The organism is bacterium (assembly GCA_020854115.1).
In the GTDB taxonomy this organism is placed as follows: Bacteria; Patescibacteriota; Saccharimonadia; order CAILAD01.
Window position 1 is genome coordinate 33,260 of sequence record JADZGC010000011.1, and the last position, 23,795, is coordinate 57,054.

Genomic DNA, 23,795 nt, shown 5'->3' on the forward strand with positions numbered 1-23,795 from the left:
TGTGTAGCGTTTGGGTAGAAAAGCGCGAGACTGGCCTAGTGCACTGCTTAAAACCATCCTCCAAGTAGGTTTTTGCGCGGTTAGTCTCGGCCCAAACTCACAAGTTATGATGACACCACGCCAAGTAGCAATTTTGACCGAAATTATTCGTCAGTATTCAGAGAGTGCTGAGCCGGTGAGTTCGCATGCTCTACTGAAGAAATTTGATGTGTCATCCGCGACGATTCGCTCCGAAATGGCAGCCTTGGAGCGAGATGGCTACATCTATCAGCCCCACATTTCGGCTGGACGAGTTCCTACAGATAAAGGCTATCGTTTTTATGTAAACAATCTTGCCGAGCCAGATGCGAAGCCTCGATATGAGTTGACGGTAGAGAAGCGCGTAGCAAGCTTACGGGATCATGTGGATCGAGCGGTGAAGATCGCTACCGAAACACTCTCAGAGATGACCGGTAACACTGCTTTTGCAACGCTCTCCGACACCGTTTATTTTCATAGTTTGCACCAACTCTTCTCGCAGCCAGAATTCGCTGATAGCTTGAGAGCAGCATCGGCCGCACGGTATCTTGATTCTCTCTCGTCCTGGCTCTTAGAGCAAAGTCCGGATGAAGATCTGGCAATCTTCATCGGTCGCGAAAATCCATTTGCGCGTACCAGTGGGATGGCGATGGTGGTGGCACGATTCGAGAGCCCATATAGCTTGCATAGCGCGATCGGTATCGTCGGGCCTACTCGCCAGGACTATGCCAAAGTTACAGCGCTCGTCGAACTGACCGGTAAGAAACTAGAGGAGGTTCTCCAATAATGAAACCAGATAAGAACAAGCCTGCAGCAAAGGCACCGAAACTCCCGAAGAAAGACCCGATGGCGGAGTTGACGGCTGATCTCCAGCGCGTGCAAGCAGACTTCGAAAACTACAAGAAGCGAGTCGCCAGTGAGCGCGCAGAGCTCATGAATAGTGCGAAGCTTGCGGTACTCACGGATCTGCTGCCCGCGCTCGACAACTTTGATCGAGCGGCTACACACCTACCAGACCATTTGCAGAATGACCCGTGGGCACAGGGGATGAGCTATGTCGGTACTCAGCTCGAGCAGATCCTCGATGATATGGGGGTCAAGAAATTCACCCCGCAGATCGGTGAGGAATTTAATCATGAGACGATGGATGCTCTCGAGCGCATAGCTTCGGATCATCCGCCGGAGACTATCGCTGAAGTTCTCACGCCGGGCTATCAGATACAGGGACAGACCGTTCGCCCGGCTAGCGTGAAGGTATCGCAAGGAAATGAAAATGAGCAAAAAGAAGCTAAGCAAGAAGGAGAAAAATAATGGCAAAGATTATCGGAATTGACCTCGGTACAACGAACTCAGCAATGGCTGTGATGGAAGGTGGCGACCCAACCGTCATCACTAATATTGAAGGTGCGCGCACCACTCCATCGATCGGTGCTGTGAACAAAAATGGCGAGCGCCTCGCCGGACAAGTGGCGAAGCGCCAGGCCGTGATTAACCCAGACAACACGATCTTCTCAGTCAAGCGCCTTATCGGCCGCACGATCGATGACCCAGAGATCAAGCGCGACATGGAACTCATGCCATACGAGATCGTCAAGGCAGATGGCCATGTGAAGGTGAAGATGGGCGATAAAGATTATACGCCAGAAGAAGTCAGCGCCATGATTCTCGCTAAGCTCAAAGCAGATGCTGAGAAATATCTCGGCGATACTGTGACTGAGGCTGTGATCACTGTCCCAGCGTACTTCAATGACGCACAGCGCCAGGCAACGAAGGACGCTGGTAAGATCGCTGGTCTCGAAGTGAAGCGCATTATTAACGAGCCAACCGCTGCTGCATTAGCGTACGGACTCGATAAGAAAAAAGAAGAAAAGATCGTAGTCTACGACCTCGGTGGCGGTACCTTTGACGTGTCGGTGCTTGAGCTCGGTGACGGTGTCTTTGAAGTAAAGTCCACCAACGGCGACACGCACCTCGGCGGTGACGACTTTGATATCGCGATCATCAACTGGCTGGTTGAAGAATTTCAAAAAGATCAGGGTATCGATCTCAAGCAGGACAAGGCTGCGATGCAGCGCTTGAAGGAAGCTGCTGAGAAAGCAAAGATCGAGCTCTCGACTACCCAAGAATCAGAGATTAACATCCCATTCATCACGGCCGATGCGAGCGGACCGAAGCATATGAATCTCACACTTTCACGCGCGAAGCTCGAGGAACTGGTCGGTAAGCTTGTCGAAGATACTCTCAAGCCATGTGAAGCTGCGCTCAAAGATGCGGGCCTTAATAAGGGTGCCATCAATGAAGTGATTCTCGTCGGCGGCATGACTCGTATGCCGCTCGTACAGAAGAAAGTCGAAGAATTTTTCGGCAAGAAGCCACTCCAGGGTGTGAACCCAGACGAAGTTGTGGCTATTGGTGCTGCGATCCAGGGTGGTGTGCTTGGTGGTGAAGTGAAGGACGTTCTCCTCCTAGATGTAACCCCACTCTCACTTGGGATCGAGACGATGGGCGGTGTTATGACCAAGCTCATTGATCGCAACACGACCATCCCGACTAGTAAGACGCAGGTCTTCTCGACCGCCAGTGACAACCAGCCGAGCGTAGAGATCGTTGTGCTACAAGGCGAGCGCGAGATGGCTGCTGATAACAAGATCCTCGGTCGCTTCCAGCTCGATGGTATACCGCCAGCTCCTCGTGGCGTACCGCAGATTGAAGTCAGCTACAACATCGATGCTAATGGTATCGTCAGTGTAACCGCTAAGGATAAAGCAACCAATAAAGAACAGCACATTACGATCCAGAACTCGAGTAACTTGAGTGATGATGAAATCAAAAAGATGCAGGCAGATGCCGAGGCTCATGCTGAGGAGGACAAGAAGAAAAAAGAGCAGGTCGAAGCTAAGAACCACGCTGACACCATGATCTACACCGCCGAGAAAAGTCTGAAAGACGCTGGTGACAAAGTCGACGAGACCGTGAAGAAAGATGTCGAGGGGGCTGCTAAAGTACTGAAGGATAAGCTGGGCGAGAATGAACCAGATGTCGAGGAGCTCAAGAAGCTGACCCAAGATCTCTCAGATAAGCTCACGAAGATCGGTGAAGCTATGTACAAAGCCGAAGAAGCTGCTGCATCGGCTGGTGAGGGTGACAAGAGTGACAAAGACGGCGAAAAGAAGGATGATAAGACTGACGACGCCGAAGAAGGCGAAATCGTCGACGATAAGAAGTAACCCGCATGTCAATCACAGCTGCACCAGCATTTCGCGACTTCCTTGCCTACGTAGGAGAGGCTGGTTATGCAAACGAACAACCTCCGACGAAGCATCTTCCCGATGGCTCGCATGATATCGTGCTGGAGCGAGACGGCTGGAAATACCACGATAACTGGTTTGGCGGCGAACCATTCGGCGGAATGGAAGTAATCAGCAAAGGCGAGAAGCCGTTTTGGATGATGGTGTATTTTGGAGCCATCATCGATCCGAGCGAGGAGCCGGCTGATGTCTATACCGCACTCAAAGAAGCACTGCGCCAGCCAGACGCGGCGATGCCGGTACGCGGTCAGCGCAAGCTGGCAGCATCGAATGGGTACTCGTATGCCTTCATATGGACAGGTGATCTAGATCGTTTTCAAGGCCAGGAGAATATTTGCAATCCGCAAGGCGCACTGATCTATAAATCTGAAGTGAGCGGAGGCTTGATCAACCAATGAGATCGGTTGTTGCTCTGTCTGCCGCCGTACTGCTCGCTGCGCTTGGGGTGTTGCTACTGCGCACGACGATCAATGAAAAAGTAGCCCAGTCTTGTGCTCGTGGTGAGGAGATGAATTCGTTTCAAAGCGTACAGCGGGATGTGTACTTCGTCTGGCAGTGGCTGCCTAGTAGGGATGACAGCAAAAGCTTCATCGATTGTGTCGGTCCGGCCACGTACATTAGCTACCGTCCCTATGACGGCGCCGCTCTAGCATGGCTCGGCACGGTGCTAGCTCTGTCGGTAGGGCTGCGCGATGAAAGGAAAGGAAACAAACAGGCATGAAAACAATCATCTTCATCGATGGCGAGAATTTCGTCTACCAGCTCCGCGATATGCTCGCCAAGCGCCGCTTAGTAAAATACCGCGATGAGCTGGTGCGGGTTGATATACGTAAGATGCTCGCCGACGTCATCCAAAATGATTCGGTGAAAACTGCAAAGATTGAATATTATGCTGCTAAAGTGCATATTATCGATCGCACGCCTGAGCTAAAGGAGCGTACTGAGCGTTATGCCAAGGATGCAGATGCCTGGGAAAAAGCACTCATAAGCCAGAACATCAACTACGTCCAGGCGGGACATTTGCTGGTCCGTGACGGTAAGCCCTGCCAGGTGTGTGGGCATGCTGAGCCAGTGCTAGTCGAGAAAGGTGTTGATCTTAGATTCGCCACAGATGTAATTCGTGCATCTGGAGAGAATGTGCGCATCATTCTCTTGAGTTCGGATGGTGACATGGTGCCAGCGATCGAAGAATCTAAGCGACGTGGGGCTGAGCTCTGGTACGTCGGATTTCGTGGGGTAAGTAATGCGGCGCTGGCGCGCACGGCGACGCGCAAGTTTACGATTCTCGCGAAGCACGCGGCTGCTGCGCTCGGGCCAAAGCCACAAAAATACGAGAGCCAAGATCGGGATAAGAAGCCCGAGCATGCGCAGTACCAGAGGCATAAGACAGGCGATCAACAGCCATCTGGTGCAGTGACTGGTTCGCGCTTGGCAAGCATGTTGTTGCCGCAATCAACCACGAGCAAAGTGCAAGCGAAAGAAGCTCCGGAGCGTGTTACTCGATCGCGTGCAGTTCGCAGGTCTCGCATGCCGAAGAAGGAATCATAATCTATGGCTGACAAGCGTGATTACTATGAAGTTTTAGGCGTCTCCAAGGGCGCAAGTCAAGATGAGATTAAATTGGCCTTCAAGAAGGCAGCACTCAAGCACCATCCGGACCGTGAAGGTGGTGATGAGGCAAGATTTAAAGAAGTTAGTGAAGCCTACGAAGTATTGTCAGACGAGAAGCGTCGCGCTGCCTACGATCAGTTTGGCCACGCTGCAGGCGCTGCAAACGCTGGCGGCCCTGGGGGCAATCCATTTGGCGGCTTCTCTGGTGGGCAAGGTTTTGATTTTGGCAATGTGCAGTTTGATTTCTCTGGGGCTGGTGGCTTCGGCGATATTTTCTCGGAGATCTTCGGTGGTATGCGCGGCCGACCACGTGATGTACAGGTCGCCGTGGCGATTGATTTTGATGAAGCCGTGAAGGGCACCACGCGTGAGCTGACGTTACGGGTCATGGATCGGGCGAGCGGCGAGCGCAGGAGTGAGACTGTAAAAGTAAAAATTCCGGCTGGCATTGATGATGGTCAGTCAGTGCGATTGAGTGGTAAAGGTGAATACGGTGCGCAAGGCCAGCGAGGTGACTTGTATGTCGAAGTGCATGTCCGTCCGAGCAAAGACTTCGAACGCCAAGGCCATCATCTCATTTCGCGTATCAAAGTCGATATCGCTGACGCCGCTCTCGGAAGTGAGGCAGATATTAAGACGCTTGAAGGAAATGTCACAATCAAGGTCCCTGCTGGTACACAGTCAGGTAAGGTGCTTAAACTCAGCGGCAAAGGCATGCCGGTGCCTGGCACTAATCGTCATGGGGATCATCTCGTGGAAGTGACGGTCGAAGTGCCACATAAGCTGAGCGCCAAGCAGCGAGCCGCTCTCGAAGAATATCGCAAGGCGAGCAAGAAAAAAGGTCTGTTTCATTAAAAAGCCTTCCGTCACAGAGACTGAAGGATGTGGCGGTAGTCACGATACGGGCTATATGCTCATGGCAGTTTCGGGAACAAACTCGAACTCTTGCCCAACTGCCTTGACGAGCCCAGTGGCAGCATCGTTGAGCATCGTGTGCTGACAGACCGTGTTCTCGACGAAATGGGGTAGGTACGGCGGTATGATGCTGGTGAATACTATGTTTGGTCCCGCTAGTTTTGAGTCAAACCAGGGCGCGCTATCAATGTGTTCGATGAGCGTCATGCTGTATTTGAGGAGGTCCTCAGGCCCGTTGATCTTGATGATGTCATCAGGTACGGAAGAACGCCACCTTAGGTGTTTTGTGGGACTATTTTACCCTAAAATCAGGCAGAAATCAATATGTATCTATGGCTGTCTAGCGTATAATAAGCACATGTACTTTGGATCTCTTACCTTGGATGCAAATTTTTTTGTATTTGCTGTACTTGGCCTGTTTTTGGGCTGTGGGATTTTGTTTGGTGAAGCGCGTTTGAAACGTGTTGTGACGGGGGCTCTTATTGGGCTGTTTGCTGCTGATCAGCTCGCTGACTTTGTGGCGACACAGCTGAGTAATGCAAAAGTGGACATAGATGACCAGGCAGTGCTAAAAATCGCGCTGCTGCTTATCGTTGCTATTCCACTATCGCTGGGCAAAGCACCGTCGGTTGGTGGGAGGTTCTCAATTCGCTCGATAGTGTTAGCGGTGTTTGCGGCGATGACCGTCATCGCATTTGTGAGTAATTTCTTGTCCGATACCTTGCTTGGAGAATTAGAGACAGAATATAACCTCATCGCGCTTGCAACCGACAACCGTTCGTGGTGGTTGGCTGGCTTGTTGCTCTGGCTCGTCATCTTGCATGTCTGGAAACCAAAGTCGAAGGATGACGATGATGGCAAGGGTAAGCGAGGCAAGAAGAAATAAGGGTTCAGAATAGTGTTATGGGTTGCATTTTTGGACCCAAAAGACTAGTATGTACACCTGTAAATTACAATAATTAATTACGTATGCAAATCCAGCCACATCCATTGCCTTTGATCGGCCGCAAGACGAAAGTCGAGCTGGTCGATCTTGGTGTAAAAAACGTCGCAGCGAAGGTTGACACCGGCGCGTATCACAACGCAATTCACTGCTCCGACGTTGTCTTGCACAAAGAAGACGGTAAGAAATTCTTGACCTTCAAGGTACTCGATAATGACCATCCGAGCTTTAAGAAACGTACGATCACCGTACACCGCTTCGGTAAGCGTCGTGTCAAGAATTCATTTGGCGTGTACCAGATGCGCTACCTCGTCCGTCTGGCAATTCGCGTCGAAGGCTCCACGAAGCTGTATAAAGTCCATTTTACATTGGCTGATCGTAGCCGTATGCGAACCCCTGTTCTCTTGGGGCGAAAGTTCTTGAAGCACCGCTTCCTGGTTGACGTGCGTCATTCATGACCTATACAGTAAAGATATGAAAATCGCTATCTTATCCAAGGGTAGGAATAACTACTCGACCGCACGACTCGCTGACGCCGCTCGCAAGGCCGGTCACACGCCACTGATTGTTGACTATACGAAGGCCTACATGGGCATCGAAAGCATGGCGCCAACTGTACATATCGAAGGGCACGCCATCGATGATGTGCGGGCGGTTATCCCTCGTATAGCTGCTAGTTATACCTCATACGGGACGGCTGTTGTGAGGCAGTTTGAAATGATGCGCGCCTATGCGTCGGTCAGCTCGCTGTCGCTCGTGCGTTCGCGCGATAAGTTGCGCTCCATGCAGCTCTTGGCGCGTGCCGGTGTCGGGATTCCGAAGACGGTCTTCGCCTATGCAAGTTCAGATGCGCAGGAACTCATCGATCTCGTCGGCGGTGCACCGGTTGTAGTCAAGCTCCTCGAGAGCACACAGGGTAAGGGTGTGGTGCTGGCAGAGACTAAGAAAGCTGCTAAGTCGGTGGTTGAGGCGTTCAATTCGATTAGTGCCAGCTTCATCATCCAGGAATTCATCGAAGAAGCTGATGGCTCTGATATTCGTGTCATTGTAGTGGGGGATCAGATCGTTGGCGCAATGATGCGCAAGGGTGCAGAGGGCGAATTCCGCAGCAATACGCATCGTGGAGGGGAGCCAATCGCAGTTGAACTCACGAAGAAAGAGCAGAATATCGCGCTTAAATCGGCTCGTACACTCGGCATGTCGATCGCCGGTGTGGACATTATTCGCTCGAAGCGCGGACCGTTGGTGCTCGAGGTGAATAGCTCGCCATCATTGCGTGGTACGGAGCTCGTGACGAAGCAAGACATTGCCGGGGCTATGATCGACTACGTCGCGAAGCGAGCAATGGGTAAGCGCAAGAAGGACAAGATCGGCGCTTAGTCTCTCGATAGAAATCTAGTAAGCATAAGAAAATGAGCATTGACAAAGTGCTCATTTTTTGGTAATATAAACAGGTTCTATTCGTACCCCTACAGAAAGAGATCAGGCACATGCCTACGACCAAGACCGAACCCGTCTGGAAAGACGCGGAATACGCGACGATCGCTAAACGGACGAATCGCAGCTTGATTGCTGCCTTCAGGCCGAGTAAAGAGAGTGAAGCTGAACAGCGCGGCTTGTTCCTGGCTGGTGAACGGCCAGTACCGAATTTTTCGTGTCCCAAGCTGGAATCAACTGCCTATAAGCCTACGACCGATGAACTTGAGTCGTTATTGGCCGACTGGAAGGACGATTCGCCGCTAGGACGTATCTACCAGCGATTCTTGGGCGAGAACTTTCTCGTCAATGTCATCGCTGATGCGGCCAAGAAGGGCGACATGCGACTTTTTCGTCGAACCAATCAGATGCTGGGCTACGTGCCGGATGGGAAGCTATTCCGCTCGATCGTGGCTGACATTCGTCGACGTGCTGAAGCCACTCTCGATGACACAGCAATTCGTCCCCTCGCAAATGCGCTCCTCGATACTCTGCCGAACGCAAGTGAAGCAGACATCTTGTTGCCATCGGAGGAGCACGTGCGTGCTGCTTTCCCTGCTATGCTGGCATTGTGTGAGTCCCTCCATCTCCCTACGGACGTCGACTTCGATGCGGTGTGGGATGCATATGAGCTAGCTCGGGTACTGCAGGCATCACTCGATACAGCAGGCGCCACTGGGTGGTCGGTCATAGTGACCGATGAGCAGCAACGCATCTCGGTTTCGCGTACTGACAAGCTAGCGAAGATCCCCGTCACGCGAAAGCTGCATGGTCGAGATGCTTATGCTGTCATCGCGCACGAGCGTTTGCATATCGAGCGCGGCCTGCGTGGTGCTGCGAGCGGTTACTACTTCCTGCAGTCAGGAACAGCTGGTTACATCGAAGGCGAGGAAGGGACAACTCTCGCTCTAGAGCAGGCTCTCAAGGGACGAGCCAACCGCCATGCGCGTGAGGACTACTACCTCGCGATCGCGGCTGCCAATGGATTCGTCACGAATGGCTTCATGACTTTCGAGCAGGTCCATCGGCTGATGCGCACGTATTACGAGTTCGTTGCCGAGGAGCCGGATCGTGAGCGAGAGTCTACGGAGAGTCCCGAAGAAATGGCTTGGATTCAGACTCTACGTACGTTCCGTGGTACGGATTGTAAGGGCAATGGCGCCTACTACGGCAAAGATATCGTCTATGCCAAGGGTAATCTTGGTATCTGGCAGCTGCTCATCGAGGATCCTTCAGCGGCGCAGACCTTCATGGTCGGGAAGTTCAACCCAATGAATCCGGACGATGTTCGGGATCTGACCGAGCTCGGACTTATCGCGACCTAGTGACGTATGCCGCATTCTCACTTCTTGTGGGAGTGCGGCAGTTTTTATTTATCCACGCTTTTGTGAGTAAAAATTACGAAAGATCGTGTACTTTACCCACGGTCGATACAGACGCTTGGCGCTGTATGGGTGGACGAAGAATCGGTCGGGCGTTTCTTGTTTGACACGTCGCCAAATGGTGCGCAGGGTTTGGCGCGGAGTCTTCTCGGGATGGAATTGCATACCGAAGACTGGCTTGCTCTCATGCTCGTAGGCCTCAATCGTGCAGCGCTTGCTACTACCGATGACCCTGAAGCCGTGCGGCAGGCGCTTGATGTGGCCCGAGTGATTTGCGAATGATACGAAGCGCGAAGGCAGCCCCTCGAAGAGGCGACTTGGTCCGTTGCGCATGATTTCGATCCAGCCGATTTCTTGTTGATCATGGCGCTCGAGGTCGCTTAAGCCAAGGAGGCTCGTGATGATCAGCTCGTGTCCCAGGCAGATACCAAGCATCGGAATGTTTTCTTTGTAGGCTTTGCGAATGAGTTTCTGAATGCGCTTGTAGACTTTCAAGTCATCCATCGATGAGACGATATTCCCTCCAGTGAGGATGATGTGCGTGAAGCTATCGAGTTCGGTAGGCAGTTCTTCTTCGGTAGGGCGGACAACCGTTGCGCGAGTCAGCTTGCGAGGGCGAAATGCCATACAGTGCTTACAAGGGCGGACGTGGTTGTTATCGATAATGAGGACATGTCGGCGCATAGTTCTTATAGTAACGTATCGGAGCGATTCGGGCGACACAGATTGACTTGTGGCTGATTTTCAGGTTAAATAATATGGTTCTTATGAGCCATTAGCTTAAGTTAGTTGTTGTGCTTTAGTGCGCCTTCCATCTTTGCCACAAGGCAGGTGTTTATGGCTAGAAAACGAAACATCTACATGGCTGTATAATCAGCATGTGGGCCATTAGCTCAGTTGGTTAGAGCACCTGCCTTTTAAGCAGGGTGTCCTGGGTTCGAGCCCCAGATGGCCCTCCACTTACTATGACTACCAATGACACATTTTTTCAATCTAAGATTGAGGAGTACCAAGAGAAATTTCGAGAGCATCAAGGCTCACCTCAGTCTTTGAAATGGACAGATCGCGTATCTGCAGAAGCGCGATATGCACAGCTTGTTGCAGACATTGATTTTAATGGGAAAACCATCCTTGATGTAGGTTGCGGGTTTGGTGATATCTCTGAATTCATCTCGAGCAAAGCAGGTAATTATACGTATGTAGGTATCGATATGGTGCCTGAATTTATTGAGGTCGCAAAGCAGCGTTATCCTGAGCATACATTTATCGAAGGGAATTATTTCTTAGAGCCGTTGCCTGATATGCATGATATTGTGATGTGTTGCGGAGCGCTCAATTCAAACATGGATGATCCGATCGGCTTTCGTAAGCAAGCAATTCAGACGATGTGGCAGCATGCCAACGAGGCGGTTGTATTCAATATGGCAGGGCGGCATCCTAGGCCAAATTATTCTGCAAAGAGCTCAATATATTATGCTGATTCGCTTGAGATTCTAGACTTCTGCACTACGCTCACAACAAAGGTAATACTTCGACAACACTACTCCAAAAAAGATTTCACGATCGTTCTTTATAAATAGCGAATTGTATTTAGGTGGGTGGGTCGTCTAATCTGCTATCCTCTCATATCTCTCGTGAAATAAGGCACGCCTTAAGCGGTTTTGCTAGGCGAGGGTTTGGCTCCGTAAGGGTCACGGTCATAGTGCAGGGAGTGGCATGGAAGACGTCAATATTTCCCGATTCGAAGGAGGGGGCATATATCCTACCTATCAAGAAAGACGTGCGCAAGCAGATCGGTGTTGATGTAGGTGATAACGCCGAGTTTCGCCTGATTATTGATGATATTCAATAATAGTACGAACAAATACCGCATCTTTCCGCTATACTAGTAAGCCTATGAGACAAGACTTGGCACTCAAGATTATGCTTGATGGTGAATCGGTGCTCCTTACGGGTGCAGCGGGTTCGGGCAAGACATACGTGCTACAAAAATTCATTAAGCAGGTGCGCAAGCAGGGCAAGAGTGTCGCAGTGACAGCTACTACTGGGTTGGCTGCTACGCACCTCAATGGCAGTACTATTCACTCCTGGAGCGGGATTGGCATTCATCACATTTTGTCGCCGAAGTTTGCCGAGACGCTGTCAAGATCGCGCCGTGACACCATCCAAAAAGCCGATGTACTGATTATCGATGAGATCTCGATGCTGCATGATTATCGACTCGATATGGTTGATGATGTCTGTCGGGCGGTGCGTGAGTCCGCCGAACCTTTTGGCGGTTTGCAGGTTATTCTGTGCGGTGATTTCTTCCAGCTACCACCGATCAATCGATCGGGCGAGCGCGAAGGGAGATTTGTCATCAATGCCTTTGTGTGGGAGGAACTTAATCCTGTGATTTGTTATCTCGATGAGCAGCACCGTCAGAATGAAGGGATGTTTCTCGAGATTCTCAATGCGATGCGCGCAGGAGATGTGCGGCGAAATCACGCCGAGAGTTTGATGGAGCGCCAGTTTGCCGAGCTTGGCTATGGTGTTGATGTGACCGAGCTACATACGGTAAATGTGGATGTCGATCGCATCAATGCTGATAAATTGGCTGAGCTTGAGACGGAATCGCGTACTTTTACTGCTACGCCATCTGGATCGGCGCAGTATTTGGAGACCCTGCGTCGATCATGCTTGGCAAGCGATGAGCTTGAGCTCAAGGTTGGTGCGCTGGTAATGTGTATCCGTAATAGTCAGGATAAGAAGTATGTAAATGGCTCGCTTGGTACGGTAGTGGGGTTTGAGAAGGCAACTCACTGGCCTGAGGTAAAATTGCACTCCGGCAAGACGGTGACGATCGGCCCTGAAACGTGGGAGCTCCGTGATGGCGAGAAGCTGCGTGCATCGCTGGCACAAATACCACTACGTTTGGCGTGGGCGATCACTGTCCACAAGAGTCAGGGGATGACGCTCGATGCCGCACGGATTAATCTCAAGCGAGCATTTGTCGAAGGGATGGGCTATGTCGCGCTGTCACGTGTGCGATCACTTGGAGCATTAAGCCTTACAGGTATCAACAATATGGCACTGCGGGTGAGCCCTGATGCATTACGTATCGATACTGATCTACGTGCGGCGTCCGAGCAGGCGGTTGCTGAGTATAGCTCCTCGGCTGCATCGTAAGCTATTCAGGCCTTATAAAACGCTCATGGTACAATGAGCGTGATATGCAGCGAGTTCATCGCATACCTGGGATGATATTCTGGCCGTGCTCTGTAGCAGTACTTTTTTGTTGGCTGTATCTGGTGGCATGGTTGGTTTTGCATTACTTTGGTGTGGCAGATGTGGGGAATAACCCCTTCGAAGCTATACCTCGACTCTGGCAGAACACAGCTTTTTCTAATTAGTTGTGCTTGCGAGCACAGATTGACAATCTGTAGCATACAGACATGAAGCGAACACATATCCTGGTTGCGGCTGTCTTGGCGTGGCTGAGCGGTATCGTGTTTGCTGCGAACTACATTACTCAGGTGAAAGTATGGCAGGTAACGATTGTAGTGATTTTCGCGGTCGTGGCGTCGAGAATCCTTTCGAATCGGCTCATCGTATGGCCTGTCATTTTGCTCGGGGTGATTCTTGGGATTATGCGAGGACAGATGTACTTTACCGATCAGCGATGGTATGACGTCTCGGATGTGGTGGGCCGGCGTGCGACAGTAACTGGTCGTGTGGCCGACGAGCCAGGATGGAATGATGACCGACTCTATGAATTTTATCTCGCTGATTTACGGGTGGATGGTCGAGCAACCCCGGGTCTACTCAAAATTAAGTCGCAGGTGGGTAATGTGCAGGAAGGTCAGTGGCTCGAAGTGCAGGGCAAGATCGGGAAGGCGCTGGGTCGGGCGCCGGCGCAAATATGGTACGCCAAAGTCGTCGTTATTGATTCGCGTCAACCATATCCCATCCGCCTGAAGCAGACATTATCTCAGGGTCTGGCAGCGGCACTGTCACGTGAGCAGGCTGGACTTGTGCGTGGATTGTTGTTTGGGGGTCGCGCTGGCATTTCAGATTCGCTCGAGAGCGACATGCGGATTGATGGACTGTCGCATATTGTTGCCGTCTCAGGGTATAATCTCACGATTATAGTTGCAGCCTTGATGCTGATCATGAAACGAAAATCACCGATCAGTCTCATCGCATCGCTGGCGGCAATCGGCTTCTATGTTGTTATGACCGGCTTCGCGGCGTCGATTGTACGCGCGGCAATTATGGGTACGGTGATTTTGGTGGCTGCGCATGTGCGCAGACAAGTCTCTCTGTGGTCGGCGCTGGTGGTGACGGTGTGGGTGATGACGGCATATGCGCCAAATTATCTCCTCGGCGATATGAGTTGGCAGCTTTCGGTTTTGGCGCTTGTTGGAGTATTGGCAGTCGTGCCACGCATCGAGAATGCCGTGGGGTGGCGAGCGCTGATTGGCGAATTTTTTATCGTGTCCTGCGCGGCTCACCTGGCAACAGCGCCATTGATCGCATATCGCTTTGGTACGATGTCGTTGATATCTCCCATCACCAACCTTGTGATCCTGCCCTGGATACCACTTTTAATGCTTGGGGGTGTGATTGTGGCGTCGATTGGAGTAATAGCTCCGTTGTCGGCATTTACGCTCTCCTGGCCGCTACGAATGCTGCTCGATGTAGTTCTGCGGCTCATCAAATGGTTTGCACAATGGCCATATGCTCAGCTGACGTTTGGCGAAATCAGTCTCGCAGGAGTGCTACTAAGCTATGTCTGCCTATGCAGCATCTTAGCAATATCGCTCATACACTCTAGAAAAAGAGCCTCAAAAACGGTATAATACACCTGATATGGTCAAGTAATTTGAGTGGTCAACATGGAGATAAATAGGAACGAAACATGAGCGGACACAGTAAGTGGCACAGTATTAAGCACAAAAAAGGTGCAGCTGACGCGAAGCGTGGCAAAATATTTACGAAGCTTGGCAACGAGATAGCGCTGGCGGCACGAGATGGCGCTGATCCAGAAATGAACTTCCGGTTGCGTTTGGCTGTAACGAAGGCCAAGCAGGCTAACATGCCAGCTGCAAACATAGAGCGCTCTATTGCGCGCGGTGCAGGCACAGCTGGTGGAGCAGCTTTAGAAGAGCTGACGTATGAAGGCTATGGTCCCGCTGGTATTGCTGTCATGGTGCAGGCTTTGACAGATAATCGCAATCGCACAGCCGCAGATGTGAAGGCTGCCTTCTCGAAGCATGGTGGGTCGCTAGGCGGGCAGGGCAGCGTTGCATATATGTTCGAGTCAAAAGGCGTGATTTATTGCAAAGAATCTGCTGACAAGGACGAGCTGAGCCTGGTTGCAATCGAAGCCGGCGCTTCGGACATTGATGATTCAGGCGATCAGCTGGTCGTCTATACGGCTCCTCAAAGCTTGGAGGCCGTGAAGACCGCAGTTGGCGAACATAATGTAGAGTCAGCTGATGTCGAGCAGATTGCCAGTCAGACGGTTGCAGTTGATGATGAACAAAAAGCTCGCACAATCATGCGTCTGATGGATGCTCTGGAAGAACTCGATGATGTGGCAAATGTAACGGCCAACTTTGATATCCCAGAAGAAGTTCTGGAGCGCGTTAGCGCTTAATTGACTCTGCTCATACAGTGCTTATGCTTGAAGTTTGACTTAAAAATCGGGATAACCAGGACGTCCTATCCGCACCTCCTACCCCGAAGGTAGTCCATGGATGTTCTGCCTACCCTGATTGTCCCCCAAGAACCACTCCACGAGCAGCGTGGCTGGGTCGAAATGACCTATCGACGACACAAGCGTAGACTCAAGCATCTGTCGGTTACCAGATACCGCATCGACTGTTGTGTGTAGCGGGCGAACGCATTGATCCTGGATCGGTGTGTCTCTACATCGGTAGTAGAGAGATTTTCTGTATCAATCAGGATTTTGTTCGCAAAGTTTCGCCGCTTCCAGAGGCTTGCTGCCCGTCTGGGCGCACGAACTAGAAAGGGATTAAGCATGCTTGAATCGCCATGGCCAGACCTCACAAGAGAGGAGATCGTAGCTCAGTTTGAGGCTATCTCACGCTTGCGGAGCACCAAGAAATTCTCGACTTCGAACTCGACGGCGAGGATACGCTTGGAGCAGTCTGTGCTACTCTGGTTGATAAGGGGCTTGACTGTGATGTCATCCTTGAACAAGTCGGCGCTCACGTCGTAATTCCGCGCCTAAGCCAATAAGGAGATCTAATGGTTGCGCCGCCTGCAGAGATCAAGCGCAAGTTACGGCGATATATCGATGCAGAGGATTTTGGGATCGCTGTCGGGGAGATGGGGATCCAGAAGAGACCCTAGCTATGGCATATGAATATCTGGCAGATAGCGGCTACGGTGCTGAGATAGTCTTGCGAGAGGTTGGTCTTTGGACAGAAACTTTGCGCCTTTCCGAATGGGTAGGGCGTTTTTAATTGAAACGAGTATACTTAGGGGCATGGTTATTATTGGTATCGATCCCGGCACGGCGACGACGGGTTTCGGCGTGATAGAAGTTGATGGACACACGCGTCGCGCGATTGATTATGGAGTGATTTCGACTGACAAGTCTCTCGAACACGCCAAGCGTCTGCAGATTTTGTACCGGGACTTACAGCATTTACTGAACAAGCACGCACCGAGTATCGCCGGGGTAGAGAAACTGTATTTTTCGACCAATGTGACGACGGCCATGAAGGTCGGTGAGGCACGCGGTGTGGTGCTGCTTGCCTTACAACAGGCAGGTGTATTAGTGCATGAGTTTACGCCATTGCAAATTAAGCAGGCTACCACGGGTTATGGTCGGGCAAAGAAGCCGCAGATGCAGCAGATGGTACAACGCCTTCTGGGGCTCGATGCAATACCGAAGCCCGATGATGCTGCTGACGCACTAGCTATAGCCCTAGCTGCAGCATAAAAAACCACGTTAATTGATGTATCAACGTGGCTAAAGAAGAATTGGGCGCGATTTTTTAGTAGCGTCTAAGCAAGTAGGCCTCGCGTAGTCGTTGAGGTCGCTTGAGAATTCGCTCGAGGAGCTGCCGGTGTGCCTGCTCGGTGCACTTGCTGGTGTGTGCTGAGTTGGAGATCAGTATCATGAGACATTAGACAGGTTGGCTGTCGAATGGGTCGTCCGTCTCTGTCGGCGAATCCATCGCCGTTCTTGTTCGCTCATGCCGCCCCATATACCGGATCTCTCACCAGATGAGAGGGCAAACTCCAGGCAATCCTTGCGAACGGCGCAACCTCGACAGATACTCTTGGCTTCCGCGGTGCTGGCACCTCGTTCTGGAAAGAACAGGTCTGGGTCGGTGCCAGAACAGTTACTAGCCAGTCTCCAGCTATCTTTTATTACAGTCATACATGCTCCCTAGGTACAGCGGGTTAAATCGCCAATGGGCTTATATGTAGATTACCTAAAAAATACAGGTGAGACAAGACTGCCGTTTATGTAAAACGTTCGGTATAATAGAAGGGATGTTAGCTTTGCTACAGGGTGAGGTGGTTTTGCGAGAGGGCGACGAGATCGTGCTCATGGTTGGTGGTGTGGGCTATGAAGTGAGCGTACCGATGCGGGTCTTGAGTGATCTTGTTGAGGGTGAGGTGGTGACGCTTTATATTGCTGAGAACATCCGAGAGGATGCATATGAGCTCTTTGGGTATACGACAGCAGAAGATAAGCGTTTGCATAAAAAACTCGTGGGGGTACAGGGCGTGGGCGCTAAACTTGCGCACGCTATACTTTCACATTATGACGCTGAAACTTTGCGCGAGCTGATTGAAGGCGAGGATCTGGTGCGGCTTGGGATGGTGAGCGGGGTTGGGAAGAAAACTGCTCAACGCATTCTCCTCGACCTTAGGGGTAAGCTCGTCACTACAACGACGAGTACATCGCGTGCTGAAGCGAACGATCCAGCACTCTTGGCACTCTTGCAGCTCGGATTCTTGCGCGAGCAGGCTGAGCAGGCACTGCTGGAAGTTGATAGTGAATTAGAGACAGGCGAGAGGATACGACAGGCCTTGAAAGGAATGGGGCGATGATCGAACGGCTGCACGAAAAAGACGAGGCCGTACTGCGTGACGTTCGACCTGATGTTGGTGATGTCGAAGAAAAACGTCTTGAGGAGACATTGAGACCTCGGAGCTTCGATCAATATGTTGGTCAGCGACAAGCTATCGATGCGCTCAAGGTAGCGATTGCGGCAGCAAAGCAACGAGGCGAGGCGCTCGATCACGTACTGTTGTATGGGCCCCCAGGACTCGGGAAGACCACCCTGGCGCACATTGTGGCAAATGAAATGGGTGCACAGCTCAAAGTTACCTCAGGGCCAGCCATCGAGCGTGCTGGAGATCTGGCAAGCCTGCTGACGAATCTAAATGCCGGTGACATATTGTTTATTGACGAAATTCACCGGCTTGGTCGGACGGTCGAAGAGATTCTGTATCCAGCAATGGAAGACTTCGCGATCGATATTATGCTTGGCAAAGGTCCGGCTGCTCAATCGTTGCGCCTTGACCTGCCCCGCATCACGATTATTGGTGCGACTACACGATATGGGACTTTGTCGAGCCCATTGCGTGATCGATTTGGCATTGTGCACCGGCTGGAATTCTATACACCGGTCGAAGTCGCTCAGATCCTGCGGCGCTCGTCCGATCTCTTACGTGTTCAGATACAAGACGATGCACTGGCGGTACTGGCAGAACGTTCACGATTAACTCCGCGTATAGCGAACCGACTCATCAAGCGGGTGCGGGATTACGCAGAAGTGCACAATCGCGGTGTGGTGGATAGTGCGATGCTTGAAGCAGCCTTAAGCCTATTGGAGATCGATGAGCTCGGCCTTGATAGCTCTGACCGACGACTTTTGATCACATTGATCGAATACTATGATGGTGGACCAGCGGGCGTAGCAGCTCTGGCTGCAGCCCTGTCTGAGGAGCAGCAGACTATCGAAGATGTCATAGAACCATATCTCATTCAGATCGGGCTCTTGAAGCGGACGACGCGGGGGAGAATGGCGAGCGAACGCGCTTGGCAGCATGTTGGCAAGACTCCAAAGTCGCCTCCAAAATCTTCTTCACAGGCCTCGCTCAATCTGGAAGAATAGAGTACACTAGTGCCATGTCACACATGTTTCCAGGTCAAGATGATAGCGAAATAGTCCAGCGAGTAGTCTATAAGCATATTTTTTCGGTGCTCCCGTTTTTATTGGTAGCATTGTTATTGTTTTTTGTAGGTTTGTTCCTGGTGTATGCTGGCGCTGCCGATCTTATTAAGTTTCCTGTCACAGTGCTAAAAGGTCTGCCAGATAGCAGCTTTCAACTGCCATATGCTGCGATAGGGATGATATTTGTCGCCATGGCGGTGTTTTTGTGGTTGGCGAGTATATACGTCTGGCGCCAAAACCAAATGATATTGACCGATGAGAATGTTGTCGATGTTGATCAGCGCGGCATATTTCAAAAACATATCTCTACGCTACGTCTGAGCCGAGTCCAAGATATATCTGTGATTGTAAAGGGCCCCATGCAAACCATTTTTCGCTATGGCACTATACATATCCAGACTGCAGGAGCGGTGGAGAATTTTGAATTCGATTATGTACCTGATCCTTATGAGGTGAAGGCGTATATGGTGAATCTATTTGAGAAATTCGTAGAGAAGAAAAGGCATGAAGGGGACGGTACGCGCGATCGGACGCTTTCGGCACACGGTTCAGAAGAAGAGTAGAGAGAACGTATAAAAGCGCTTGTGCTTTAAAGCGCTTACGCCTATAATCAGGCTTGTATTCATGCACTATTTATTAAGGAGAAATCTCTCAACATGCAACTCTCACTTCGTCGACAAAAAGGGTTCACATTGCTCGAGCTCTTGATTGTCATTGTCATTATCGGTATCCTCATTGCGCTTGTGCTGCCAAATCTTATTTCGGGACCAGCTCGCGCGCGTGATAGCAAGCGTAAGACCGACTTGCGCGATATCCGGAATGGTCTTGAGCAATACTACAACGATAACTCAAGCTATCCAGCTGATCTCATCACACTCACCCAGGGCTCAACCCCATACGTGAAGTCGCTCGCCAAGGATCCAAAGACCGGCACAGACTATACCTACACCCCCTCACCATCAGGGGGCCCAACCTACTCAAGCTATGTCTTGCAGGCGACACTCGAGAACGCAAACGACAAGGATATCAAGTCGGGTACGACAGATACCTACGAAATCACTAACGCCCAGTAAGTACTGGAATAAGAGATTAATTCTAAAAGGCGCCTTATGGCGCCTTTTAGAATAGAGGCCATATGTCATAAAAAGATGAAAAAGCTTGATACAATAGAAAGATAAGCATAGGCATTATATAAAATCTTCATGTTATGAAGTTTCCACTTATCGAAAAACGACAGCCAGTTTTTGGTCTTGATATCGGGTATAAAGAGGCTAAATTTGTGCAGGTTAAAAGTACTAAATCGGGGCACCGCTTGCTTGGTATGGGAGCTGCAGCATTGAGTGACGGTATGGTGATCGATGGGGTGATTGCTGAACCAGAAGATCTCGCGCACGTTATAAATGCAAGTTTGCATCGGGCAGCTCGCGGCAAGATCACTGCACGATCGGTTGTCATTGGCTTGCCGCAGTCGCATCTTTTTTCACGTATCATTACTACCCCTGCACTAGCCGAGGACAAATTGGCCGACGCCGTATTATGGGAGGCTCAACAGTATATCCCGATGCCAGTCAACGACCTGTATACTGATCACCAGATAGTCGAGAGGCAAAAAGATGAATCTGGGATAGTGCATGAATATGCTGTACTGTTGGTAGCGGCTCCGCGCTCGATTGTGGATAGCTATCTCAAGCTCTGTGATTTGGCGCATCTTGTGCCGCGGTCGATGGAGATGAGCTTAATGGCAAACATTCGAGCTCTACGACCAACTGTCGAGGAACAGACAGCGACATTGATAATCGACGCCGGTGCACTAGCTACCGATATGGCAATCGTGACAGATACAATACGTGTAACGACTACGGTTAATATAGGCGGTGAGTCATTTACAAATGCGATTGCCACCAAGCTCAGGGTTACGTTTCACGAGGCGGAAGAGATGAAGATCAAATTTGGTATCACGCAATCTGACCTTCAGCCAAAGATTCGGGTAGCGTTGAGCACTCACCTCAAAAAGATCCTGCAAGAAATCACGAAGCTTATCAAATACTATGAGGAGCGTACAAAAGGTACCACGCGCTCAACTGTCAAGCGGATTATGATGACCGGAGGTAACTCGCGTATGCCTGGGTTGGCGCATCTGATCTCGCATACGACGAATTTGCCGGTTGATATCTCAGCGGGGTGGGACCGCCATCCAACATCTGGTGTTGATGGTGTGCCAAAAAATCTCGGACCAATTTACAACACAGCATTTGGCCTCGCCTGTCGAGGGTGGGAGTAGTCGATGATCGATCTATTGCCGCCGACTATCAAAACACATAAACATTATGCGTCATTAAATCGGCGATTAGTGCGATTAATCCAAGTTGCTCTCAGTTTGGTGATTCTAGTGGTAGGAATCTTTGGAGCGAGCTGGTATTTCTTAGATAAGGCAACTGTTACGGCTAATAGTGACCTTCAGGCAGCAAAAGAAAAATCAGCGGTGTACCAATCAATCGAAAAGGACGCCAAAGCCCTAGCCGACCGGCTCACGAGCATCGAGGCGGTACAAAATCAGCAGGCTCATTACACAAAGCTTTTACAAGAAGTGTCAAATACGTTGCCTGCTGGTGTATATATCTATTCTCTGCAGGTAAATAGCGCAAATCCGCCTACTATGCAGATAACAGCTTATGCCCAGACAAGTGAAGCGGTGGCGGCCTTCAAGCGGGCGCTCGAAGCCTCGCCGCGCTTCGGTGCAGCTGCTCTATCTGGCGTTGATCAAGACCGGGATCCGTATACAGGTCAGCCGACGAATCGCATCAATCTCCAAGTTGGGTTGAAGCCAGGAGCATTACAATGAAGTCGTCACGAGTACTATTCTTTGTGCTGATTGGGTTCTTGAGTGTCATTTTGCTCGCAGGGGGGTATGGATATGTGTGGGCACGACAAGCGCTGCTCGACAAAAAACAATCAGTCGAGAAGACGCATCTGGAAGTAATTGATGAACAGAAGCGCACAGAACAGCTCGTCACGCTGAGTCGTCGCTATACCGAAGCGAAAGCCAAGCTTGATGAAATCAATCGCGCCCTACCGCGCGACTCACAGCAGACCGAGATATTACTCGCTATCCAGAGTGCGGCAAATGAATCGGGCGTGCTCCTACCAAGTGTCCAATTCACAGGTGCAGCCCAACTGACGAATCCGCAGCTCAATCAAGCATCACCATCTCAGGGCTTCTATGTTGTGCCACTGAGCTTGAAGTTGAGTGGTGCATACGACCAGCTACAAACTTTCCTAGACAAACTTGAGCGTCTGAGCCGCTACAATTCCGTTTCGACACTCTCCCTGACGAAGACCTTAGCGGACAAGAATAAGCTCGACGTGTCGTTAACACTTAATGCATACTTAAAGCCATAGCCTATGAATCTAAATATGAAGCTCACACTCGATGGAAATATTGGCGCTCTCTTTAAAAAGATCGCAGCGCATCTTCATATTATGTTGGTAATATTCTTCTGTGGCGTACTGGCTTATAGTACCTACTTTGCCGTAAATCTCTTCTATGCCAAAGATGATCTCGATACGCTAGCCAATCAACAGGCGACGAGTGAGCGCAGTAAGCAGATTCGCTTTAATGAGAAGACCCTTCAATCCCTGGATCAGCTCTTGCCGGCACGTAGTCAACCTAGTGTGCCAACGGGTGGTCGCACCAACCCGTTTAATCCATAAGCTAGCTAAAACGATCCGGTTAGTTGGTAGAGCGGTCCGATGACAGAGATGATGATAAACCCAACTAGTGAGCCCATGATGATGAGCATCAAAGGCTCAATGACACTGGACAAATTCGCTACCAATGAACTAACTTCCTTGTCATAGAAGTCAGCAAGCTTTTCGAGAATCTTCTCAAGCTCGCCGGTCTCTTCACCGACTGCAATCATTTCGGGGACTATCGAAGGAAAGACGTGACTTGTACTTAGGGCATGGGCGAGTGTAGATCCGTTCTTGACCCCACGGCTCACGCGGTGCATCTCATCGTGGATGACTAGATTCGTAATTGAGTCGCCAACGACTTGCAGGGCTTCGAGCACTGGGATGCCCGAACCAAGCAATGATCCGAGCGTACGCGCAAAACGGGCAAGATTTATCTTGGTCAATATTGCGGAGAGCACAGGAATCTTCAGCTCCAGCGCGTGGACTTGCTTGCGTGCCTTGCTATTTGCCTTGATGTATCGAAAGCCAGCAATAGCAGCCACAACGAGACCTATCGCGATCATGAATCCATATCGCTGCGAAACCTTTGATATCTCGATCAGCAATTTCGTGTTCCATGGTAGATCTGTATTGATTTGATCAAAGACGGTAATTAGCTGCGGTACGACGACCGTCATAATAAAGGCAAACGAGAATATCATGACGCAGAAAATGAGACCCGGATAGACCATGGCTCCGCGGACTTTGCTGATTAGCTCTGCGTCTTTTTCCATCTGGTCAGCTAGGCGCTCGAGGACCTGATCAAGGATACCGCCAATCTCACCGGCATGCACCATAGATACATATATTGGCGTAAAAATCTTGGGGTATTTCGCAAGACTTTGTGAGAGTGTCTTACCGCCCTCGACGTCTTTGCTTATATGTGTGAGTGCTGTCTTGAGTATCGGGTTTTCAGTCTGTTTTTTAAGAACATTGATTGCTCGCACGATCGGAATGCCCGCGGAAATCATCGTGGCAAACTGGCGACTGAATAGAACCCGCTCGCGCATTGGCACTCCGCGCCTGATGTTCACTAAGTTTTTTGCGGCACGAATTTTGCCGGCAGACTCAATCGTGATGGGAGTTAAGTCCTTTGCAAATAGTCCATCTGCTACAGCCTTGCGAGACTCGGCTTCTTGTTCGCCGTCGAGTATGGCTCCACTGCGACTACGGGCTTGATAGCGAAAACGCTCCATTATAA

General features: G+C 50.7%; 29 protein-coding genes and 1 tRNA gene. 26 read left to right on the top strand and 4 right to left on the bottom strand.

Annotation, left to right across the window (positions count from 1 at the left end; translation table 11 throughout):
• The first annotated feature begins 109 nt into the window (after positions 1 to 109).
• From IT415_01820 to IT415_01850, 7 genes are read left to right on the top strand one after another with little or no spacing between them, the layout of a single operon-like run.
• The gene (locus IT415_01820) at positions 110 to 805 is read left to right on the top strand and encodes an HTH domain-containing protein (protein MCC7543426.1); all 696 of its coding nucleotides are present in this window, start codon (positions 110 to 112) and stop codon (positions 803 to 805) included.
• Entirely contained in the window at positions 805 to 1,329 is a 525-nt protein-coding gene (locus tag IT415_01825; GenBank protein ID MCC7543427.1) for a nucleotide exchange factor GrpE, read from the top strand. Before IT415_01820 ends, IT415_01825 begins: the two co-directional genes overlap by 1 nt.
• Positions 1,329 to 3,245 carry a molecular chaperone DnaK gene (gene dnaK / locus IT415_01830; protein MCC7543428.1) on the top strand — a complete coding sequence of 639 codons (1,917 nt, stop codon included), beginning with the start codon at positions 1,329 to 1,331 and terminating at the stop codon, positions 3,243 to 3,245. Before IT415_01825 ends, dnaK begins: the two co-directional genes overlap by 1 nt.
• 5 nt (positions 3,246 to 3,250) lie before the next feature.
• Positions 3,251 to 3,724, top strand: a complete 474-nt coding sequence (locus IT415_01835; GenBank protein MCC7543429.1) for a hypothetical protein — start codon at positions 3,251 to 3,253, stop codon at positions 3,722 to 3,724.
• Complete coding sequence (locus IT415_01840) at positions 3,721 to 4,047, top strand: hypothetical protein (protein MCC7543430.1); 327 nt, start codon at positions 3,721 to 3,723, stop codon at positions 4,045 to 4,047. Before IT415_01835 ends, IT415_01840 begins: the two co-directional genes overlap by 4 nt.
• Complete coding sequence (locus IT415_01845; protein MCC7543431.1) at positions 4,044 to 4,874, top strand: NYN domain-containing protein; 831 nt, start codon at positions 4,044 to 4,046, stop codon at positions 4,872 to 4,874. The genes IT415_01840 and IT415_01845 overlap by 4 nt, the downstream gene beginning before the upstream one ends.
• A gap of 3 nt (positions 4,875 to 4,877) precedes the next feature.
• Positions 4,878 to 5,792 carry a DnaJ domain-containing protein gene (locus tag IT415_01850; GenBank protein ID MCC7543432.1) on the top strand — a complete coding sequence of 305 codons (915 nt, stop codon included), beginning with the start codon at positions 4,878 to 4,880 and terminating at the stop codon, positions 5,790 to 5,792.
• Positions 5,793 to 5,843: 51 nt separating this feature from the next.
• Here the strand turns inward: IT415_01850 and IT415_01855 are convergent, their stop codons facing one another.
• Entirely contained in the window at positions 5,844 to 6,059 is a 216-nt protein-coding gene (locus IT415_01855; protein ID MCC7543433.1) for a hypothetical protein, read from the bottom strand.
• 151 nt (positions 6,060 to 6,210) lie between these two features.
• Between IT415_01855 and IT415_01860 the strand changes: the two genes are divergently transcribed.
• From IT415_01860 to IT415_01875, 4 genes are all read left to right on the top strand, one after another.
• A complete protein-coding gene (locus IT415_01860) occupies positions 6,211 to 6,738 on the top strand; it encodes a hypothetical protein (protein MCC7543434.1) in 528 nt (175 codons plus the stop codon).
• Between the two features lie 83 nt (positions 6,739 to 6,821).
• On the top strand, positions 6,822 to 7,253 hold the full coding sequence (locus tag IT415_01865; protein MCC7543435.1) for an ATP-dependent zinc protease: 432 nt from the start codon (positions 6,822 to 6,824) through the stop codon (positions 7,251 to 7,253).
• Positions 7,254 to 7,269: 16 nt separating this feature from the next.
• Positions 7,270 to 8,175: a 30S ribosomal protein S6--L-glutamate ligase gene (gene rimK / locus IT415_01870; protein MCC7543436.1), complete on the top strand. Its 906-nt coding sequence runs from the start codon at positions 7,270 to 7,272 to the stop codon at positions 8,173 to 8,175.
• 110 nt (positions 8,176 to 8,285) lie between these two features.
• Entirely contained in the window at positions 8,286 to 9,596 is a 1,311-nt protein-coding gene (locus IT415_01875) for a DUF1704 domain-containing protein (GenBank protein MCC7543437.1), read from the top strand.
• Positions 9,597 to 9,644: 48 nt separating this feature from the next.
• Here IT415_01875 and IT415_01880 read toward each other — a convergent pair whose 3' ends face one another.
• Positions 9,645 to 10,280 carry a gamma-glutamyl-gamma-aminobutyrate hydrolase family protein gene (locus IT415_01880; GenBank protein ID MCC7543438.1) on the bottom strand — a complete coding sequence of 212 codons (636 nt, stop codon included), beginning with the start codon at positions 10,278 to 10,280 and terminating at the stop codon, positions 9,645 to 9,647.
• 255 nt (positions 10,281 to 10,535) lie between these two features.
• Between IT415_01880 and IT415_01885 the strand changes: the two genes are divergently transcribed.
• The 7 genes from IT415_01885 (at position 10,536) to ruvC (ending at position 16,608) form a co-directional block, all read left to right on the top strand.
• Positions 10,536 to 10,612, top strand: a tRNA-Lys gene (locus IT415_01885).
• A 6-nt stretch (positions 10,613 to 10,618) separates the two neighbouring features.
• Complete coding sequence (locus IT415_01890) at positions 10,619 to 11,233, top strand: class I SAM-dependent methyltransferase (GenBank protein ID MCC7543439.1); 615 nt, start codon at positions 10,619 to 10,621, stop codon at positions 11,231 to 11,233.
• A gap of 14 nt (positions 11,234 to 11,247) precedes the next feature.
• Positions 11,248 to 11,505, top strand: coding sequence for a DUF1905 domain-containing protein (locus IT415_01895; protein ID MCC7543440.1), 258 nt, complete (start codon positions 11,248 to 11,250; stop codon positions 11,503 to 11,505).
• A gap of 44 nt (positions 11,506 to 11,549) precedes the next feature.
• Complete coding sequence (locus IT415_01900; GenBank protein MCC7543441.1) at positions 11,550 to 12,821, top strand: AAA family ATPase; 1,272 nt, start codon at positions 11,550 to 11,552, stop codon at positions 12,819 to 12,821.
• 266 nt (positions 12,822 to 13,087) lie between these two features.
• Positions 13,088 to 14,494: a ComEC/Rec2 family competence protein gene (locus IT415_01905; GenBank protein MCC7543442.1), complete on the top strand. Its 1,407-nt coding sequence runs from the start codon at positions 13,088 to 13,090 to the stop codon at positions 14,492 to 14,494.
• Positions 14,495 to 14,553: 59 nt separating this feature from the next.
• Positions 14,554 to 15,294 carry a YebC/PmpR family DNA-binding transcriptional regulator gene (locus IT415_01910; protein MCC7543443.1) on the top strand — a complete coding sequence of 247 codons (741 nt, stop codon included), beginning with the start codon at positions 14,554 to 14,556 and terminating at the stop codon, positions 15,292 to 15,294.
• 855 nt (positions 15,295 to 16,149) lie between these two features.
• Positions 16,150 to 16,608: a crossover junction endodeoxyribonuclease RuvC gene (ruvC, locus tag IT415_01915; GenBank protein MCC7543444.1), complete on the top strand. Its 459-nt coding sequence runs from the start codon at positions 16,150 to 16,152 to the stop codon at positions 16,606 to 16,608.
• A gap of 177 nt (positions 16,609 to 16,785) precedes the next feature.
• Here ruvC and IT415_01920 read toward each other — a convergent pair whose 3' ends face one another.
• Positions 16,786 to 17,052 carry a WhiB family transcriptional regulator gene (locus tag IT415_01920; protein MCC7543445.1) on the bottom strand — a complete coding sequence of 89 codons (267 nt, stop codon included), beginning with the start codon at positions 17,050 to 17,052 and terminating at the stop codon, positions 16,786 to 16,788.
• Between the two features lie 116 nt (positions 17,053 to 17,168).
• Between IT415_01920 and ruvA the strand changes: the two genes are divergently transcribed.
• The 8 genes from ruvA (at position 17,169) to IT415_01960 (ending at position 22,573) form a co-directional block, all read left to right on the top strand.
• Positions 17,169 to 17,732: a Holliday junction branch migration protein RuvA gene (gene ruvA, locus IT415_01925; protein MCC7543446.1), complete on the top strand. Its 564-nt coding sequence runs from the start codon at positions 17,169 to 17,171 to the stop codon at positions 17,730 to 17,732.
• Positions 17,729 to 18,802 carry a Holliday junction branch migration DNA helicase RuvB gene (ruvB, locus tag IT415_01930; GenBank protein MCC7543447.1) on the top strand — a complete coding sequence of 358 codons (1,074 nt, stop codon included), beginning with the start codon at positions 17,729 to 17,731 and terminating at the stop codon, positions 18,800 to 18,802. The genes ruvA and ruvB overlap by 4 nt, the downstream gene beginning before the upstream one ends.
• A 23-nt stretch (positions 18,803 to 18,825) precedes the next feature.
• Positions 18,826 to 19,425: a PH domain-containing protein gene (locus tag IT415_01935; protein MCC7543448.1), complete on the top strand. Its 600-nt coding sequence runs from the start codon at positions 18,826 to 18,828 to the stop codon at positions 19,423 to 19,425.
• 93 nt (positions 19,426 to 19,518) lie between these two features.
• Positions 19,519 to 19,935: a prepilin-type N-terminal cleavage/methylation domain-containing protein gene (locus IT415_01940; protein MCC7543449.1), complete on the top strand. Its 417-nt coding sequence runs from the start codon at positions 19,519 to 19,521 to the stop codon at positions 19,933 to 19,935.
• A gap of 134 nt (positions 19,936 to 20,069) precedes the next feature.
• Complete coding sequence (gene pilM, locus IT415_01945; GenBank protein ID MCC7543450.1) at positions 20,070 to 21,143, top strand: type IV pilus assembly protein PilM; 1,074 nt, start codon at positions 20,070 to 20,072, stop codon at positions 21,141 to 21,143.
• Between the two features lie 3 nt (positions 21,144 to 21,146).
• Entirely contained in the window at positions 21,147 to 21,704 is a 558-nt protein-coding gene (locus tag IT415_01950) for a PilN domain-containing protein (protein ID MCC7543451.1), read from the top strand.
• Positions 21,701 to 22,261, top strand: coding sequence for a type 4a pilus biogenesis protein PilO (gene pilO / locus IT415_01955; protein MCC7543452.1), 561 nt, complete (start codon positions 21,701 to 21,703; stop codon positions 22,259 to 22,261). The genes IT415_01950 and pilO overlap by 4 nt, the downstream gene beginning before the upstream one ends.
• Before the next feature lie 15 nt (positions 22,262 to 22,276).
• Positions 22,277 to 22,573: a hypothetical protein gene (locus IT415_01960; GenBank protein ID MCC7543453.1), complete on the top strand. Its 297-nt coding sequence runs from the start codon at positions 22,277 to 22,279 to the stop codon at positions 22,571 to 22,573.
• A 5-nt stretch (positions 22,574 to 22,578) separates the two neighbouring features.
• Here IT415_01960 and IT415_01965 read toward each other — a convergent pair whose 3' ends face one another.
• Positions 22,579 to 23,790, bottom strand: a complete 1,212-nt coding sequence (locus IT415_01965) for a type II secretion system F family protein (GenBank protein MCC7543454.1) — start codon at positions 23,788 to 23,790, stop codon at positions 22,579 to 22,581.
• Between the last annotated feature and the right edge of the window lie 5 nt (positions 23,791 to 23,795).

What these genes read in the sequence shown, in the direction of transcription:
- IT415_01820 (MCC7543426.1), top strand. Translation starts at nt 110, where the DNA reads ATGACACCACGCCAAGTAGCAATTTTGACCGAAATTATTCGTCAGTAT.
- IT415_01825 (MCC7543427.1), top strand. Translation starts at nt 805, where the DNA reads ATGAAACCAGATAAGAACAAGCCTGCAGCAAAGGCACCGAAACTCCCG.
- dnaK (MCC7543428.1), top strand. Translation starts at nt 1,329, where the DNA reads ATGGCAAAGATTATCGGAATTGACCTCGGTACAACGAACTCAGCAATG.
- IT415_01835 (MCC7543429.1), top strand. Translation starts at nt 3,251, where the DNA reads ATGTCAATCACAGCTGCACCAGCATTTCGCGACTTCCTTGCCTACGTA.
- IT415_01840 (MCC7543430.1), top strand. Translation starts at nt 3,721, where the DNA reads ATGAGATCGGTTGTTGCTCTGTCTGCCGCCGTACTGCTCGCTGCGCTT.
- IT415_01845 (MCC7543431.1), top strand. Translation starts at nt 4,044, where the DNA reads ATGAAAACAATCATCTTCATCGATGGCGAGAATTTCGTCTACCAGCTC.
- IT415_01850 (MCC7543432.1), top strand. Translation starts at nt 4,878, where the DNA reads ATGGCTGACAAGCGTGATTACTATGAAGTTTTAGGCGTCTCCAAGGGC.
- IT415_01855 (MCC7543433.1), bottom strand. Translation starts at nt 6,059, where the DNA reads ATGACGCTCATCGAACACATTGATAGCGCGCCCTGGTTTGACTCAAAA.
- IT415_01860 (MCC7543434.1), top strand. Translation starts at nt 6,211, where the DNA reads ATGTACTTTGGATCTCTTACCTTGGATGCAAATTTTTTTGTATTTGCT.
- IT415_01865 (MCC7543435.1), top strand. Translation starts at nt 6,822, where the DNA reads ATGCAAATCCAGCCACATCCATTGCCTTTGATCGGCCGCAAGACGAAA.
- rimK (MCC7543436.1), top strand. Translation starts at nt 7,270, where the DNA reads ATGAAAATCGCTATCTTATCCAAGGGTAGGAATAACTACTCGACCGCA.
- IT415_01875 (MCC7543437.1), top strand. Translation starts at nt 8,286, where the DNA reads ATGCCTACGACCAAGACCGAACCCGTCTGGAAAGACGCGGAATACGCG.
- IT415_01880 (MCC7543438.1), bottom strand. Translation starts at nt 10,280, where the DNA reads ATGGCATTTCGCCCTCGCAAGCTGACTCGCGCAACGGTTGTCCGCCCT.
- IT415_01890 (MCC7543439.1), top strand. Translation starts at nt 10,619, where the DNA reads ATGACTACCAATGACACATTTTTTCAATCTAAGATTGAGGAGTACCAA.
- IT415_01900 (MCC7543441.1), top strand. Translation starts at nt 11,550, where the DNA reads ATGAGACAAGACTTGGCACTCAAGATTATGCTTGATGGTGAATCGGTG.
- IT415_01905 (MCC7543442.1), top strand. Translation starts at nt 13,088, where the DNA reads ATGAAGCGAACACATATCCTGGTTGCGGCTGTCTTGGCGTGGCTGAGC.
- IT415_01910 (MCC7543443.1), top strand. Translation starts at nt 14,554, where the DNA reads ATGAGCGGACACAGTAAGTGGCACAGTATTAAGCACAAAAAAGGTGCA.
- ruvC (MCC7543444.1), top strand. Translation starts at nt 16,150, where the DNA reads ATGGTTATTATTGGTATCGATCCCGGCACGGCGACGACGGGTTTCGGC.
- IT415_01920 (MCC7543445.1), bottom strand. Translation starts at nt 17,052, where the DNA reads ATGACTGTAATAAAAGATAGCTGGAGACTGGCTAGTAACTGTTCTGGC.
- ruvA (MCC7543446.1), top strand. Translation starts at nt 17,169, where the DNA reads ATGTTAGCTTTGCTACAGGGTGAGGTGGTTTTGCGAGAGGGCGACGAG.
- ruvB (MCC7543447.1), top strand. Translation starts at nt 17,729, where the DNA reads ATGATCGAACGGCTGCACGAAAAAGACGAGGCCGTACTGCGTGACGTT.
- IT415_01935 (MCC7543448.1), top strand. Translation starts at nt 18,826, where the DNA reads ATGTTTCCAGGTCAAGATGATAGCGAAATAGTCCAGCGAGTAGTCTAT.
- IT415_01940 (MCC7543449.1), top strand. Translation starts at nt 19,519, where the DNA reads ATGCAACTCTCACTTCGTCGACAAAAAGGGTTCACATTGCTCGAGCTC.
- pilM (MCC7543450.1), top strand. Translation starts at nt 20,070, where the DNA reads ATGAAGTTTCCACTTATCGAAAAACGACAGCCAGTTTTTGGTCTTGAT.
- IT415_01950 (MCC7543451.1), top strand. Translation starts at nt 21,147, where the DNA reads ATGATCGATCTATTGCCGCCGACTATCAAAACACATAAACATTATGCG.
- pilO (MCC7543452.1), top strand. Translation starts at nt 21,701, where the DNA reads ATGAAGTCGTCACGAGTACTATTCTTTGTGCTGATTGGGTTCTTGAGT.
- IT415_01960 (MCC7543453.1), top strand. Translation starts at nt 22,277, where the DNA reads ATGAAGCTCACACTCGATGGAAATATTGGCGCTCTCTTTAAAAAGATC.
- IT415_01965 (MCC7543454.1), bottom strand. Translation starts at nt 23,790, where the DNA reads ATGGAGCGTTTTCGCTATCAAGCCCGTAGTCGCAGTGGAGCCATACTC.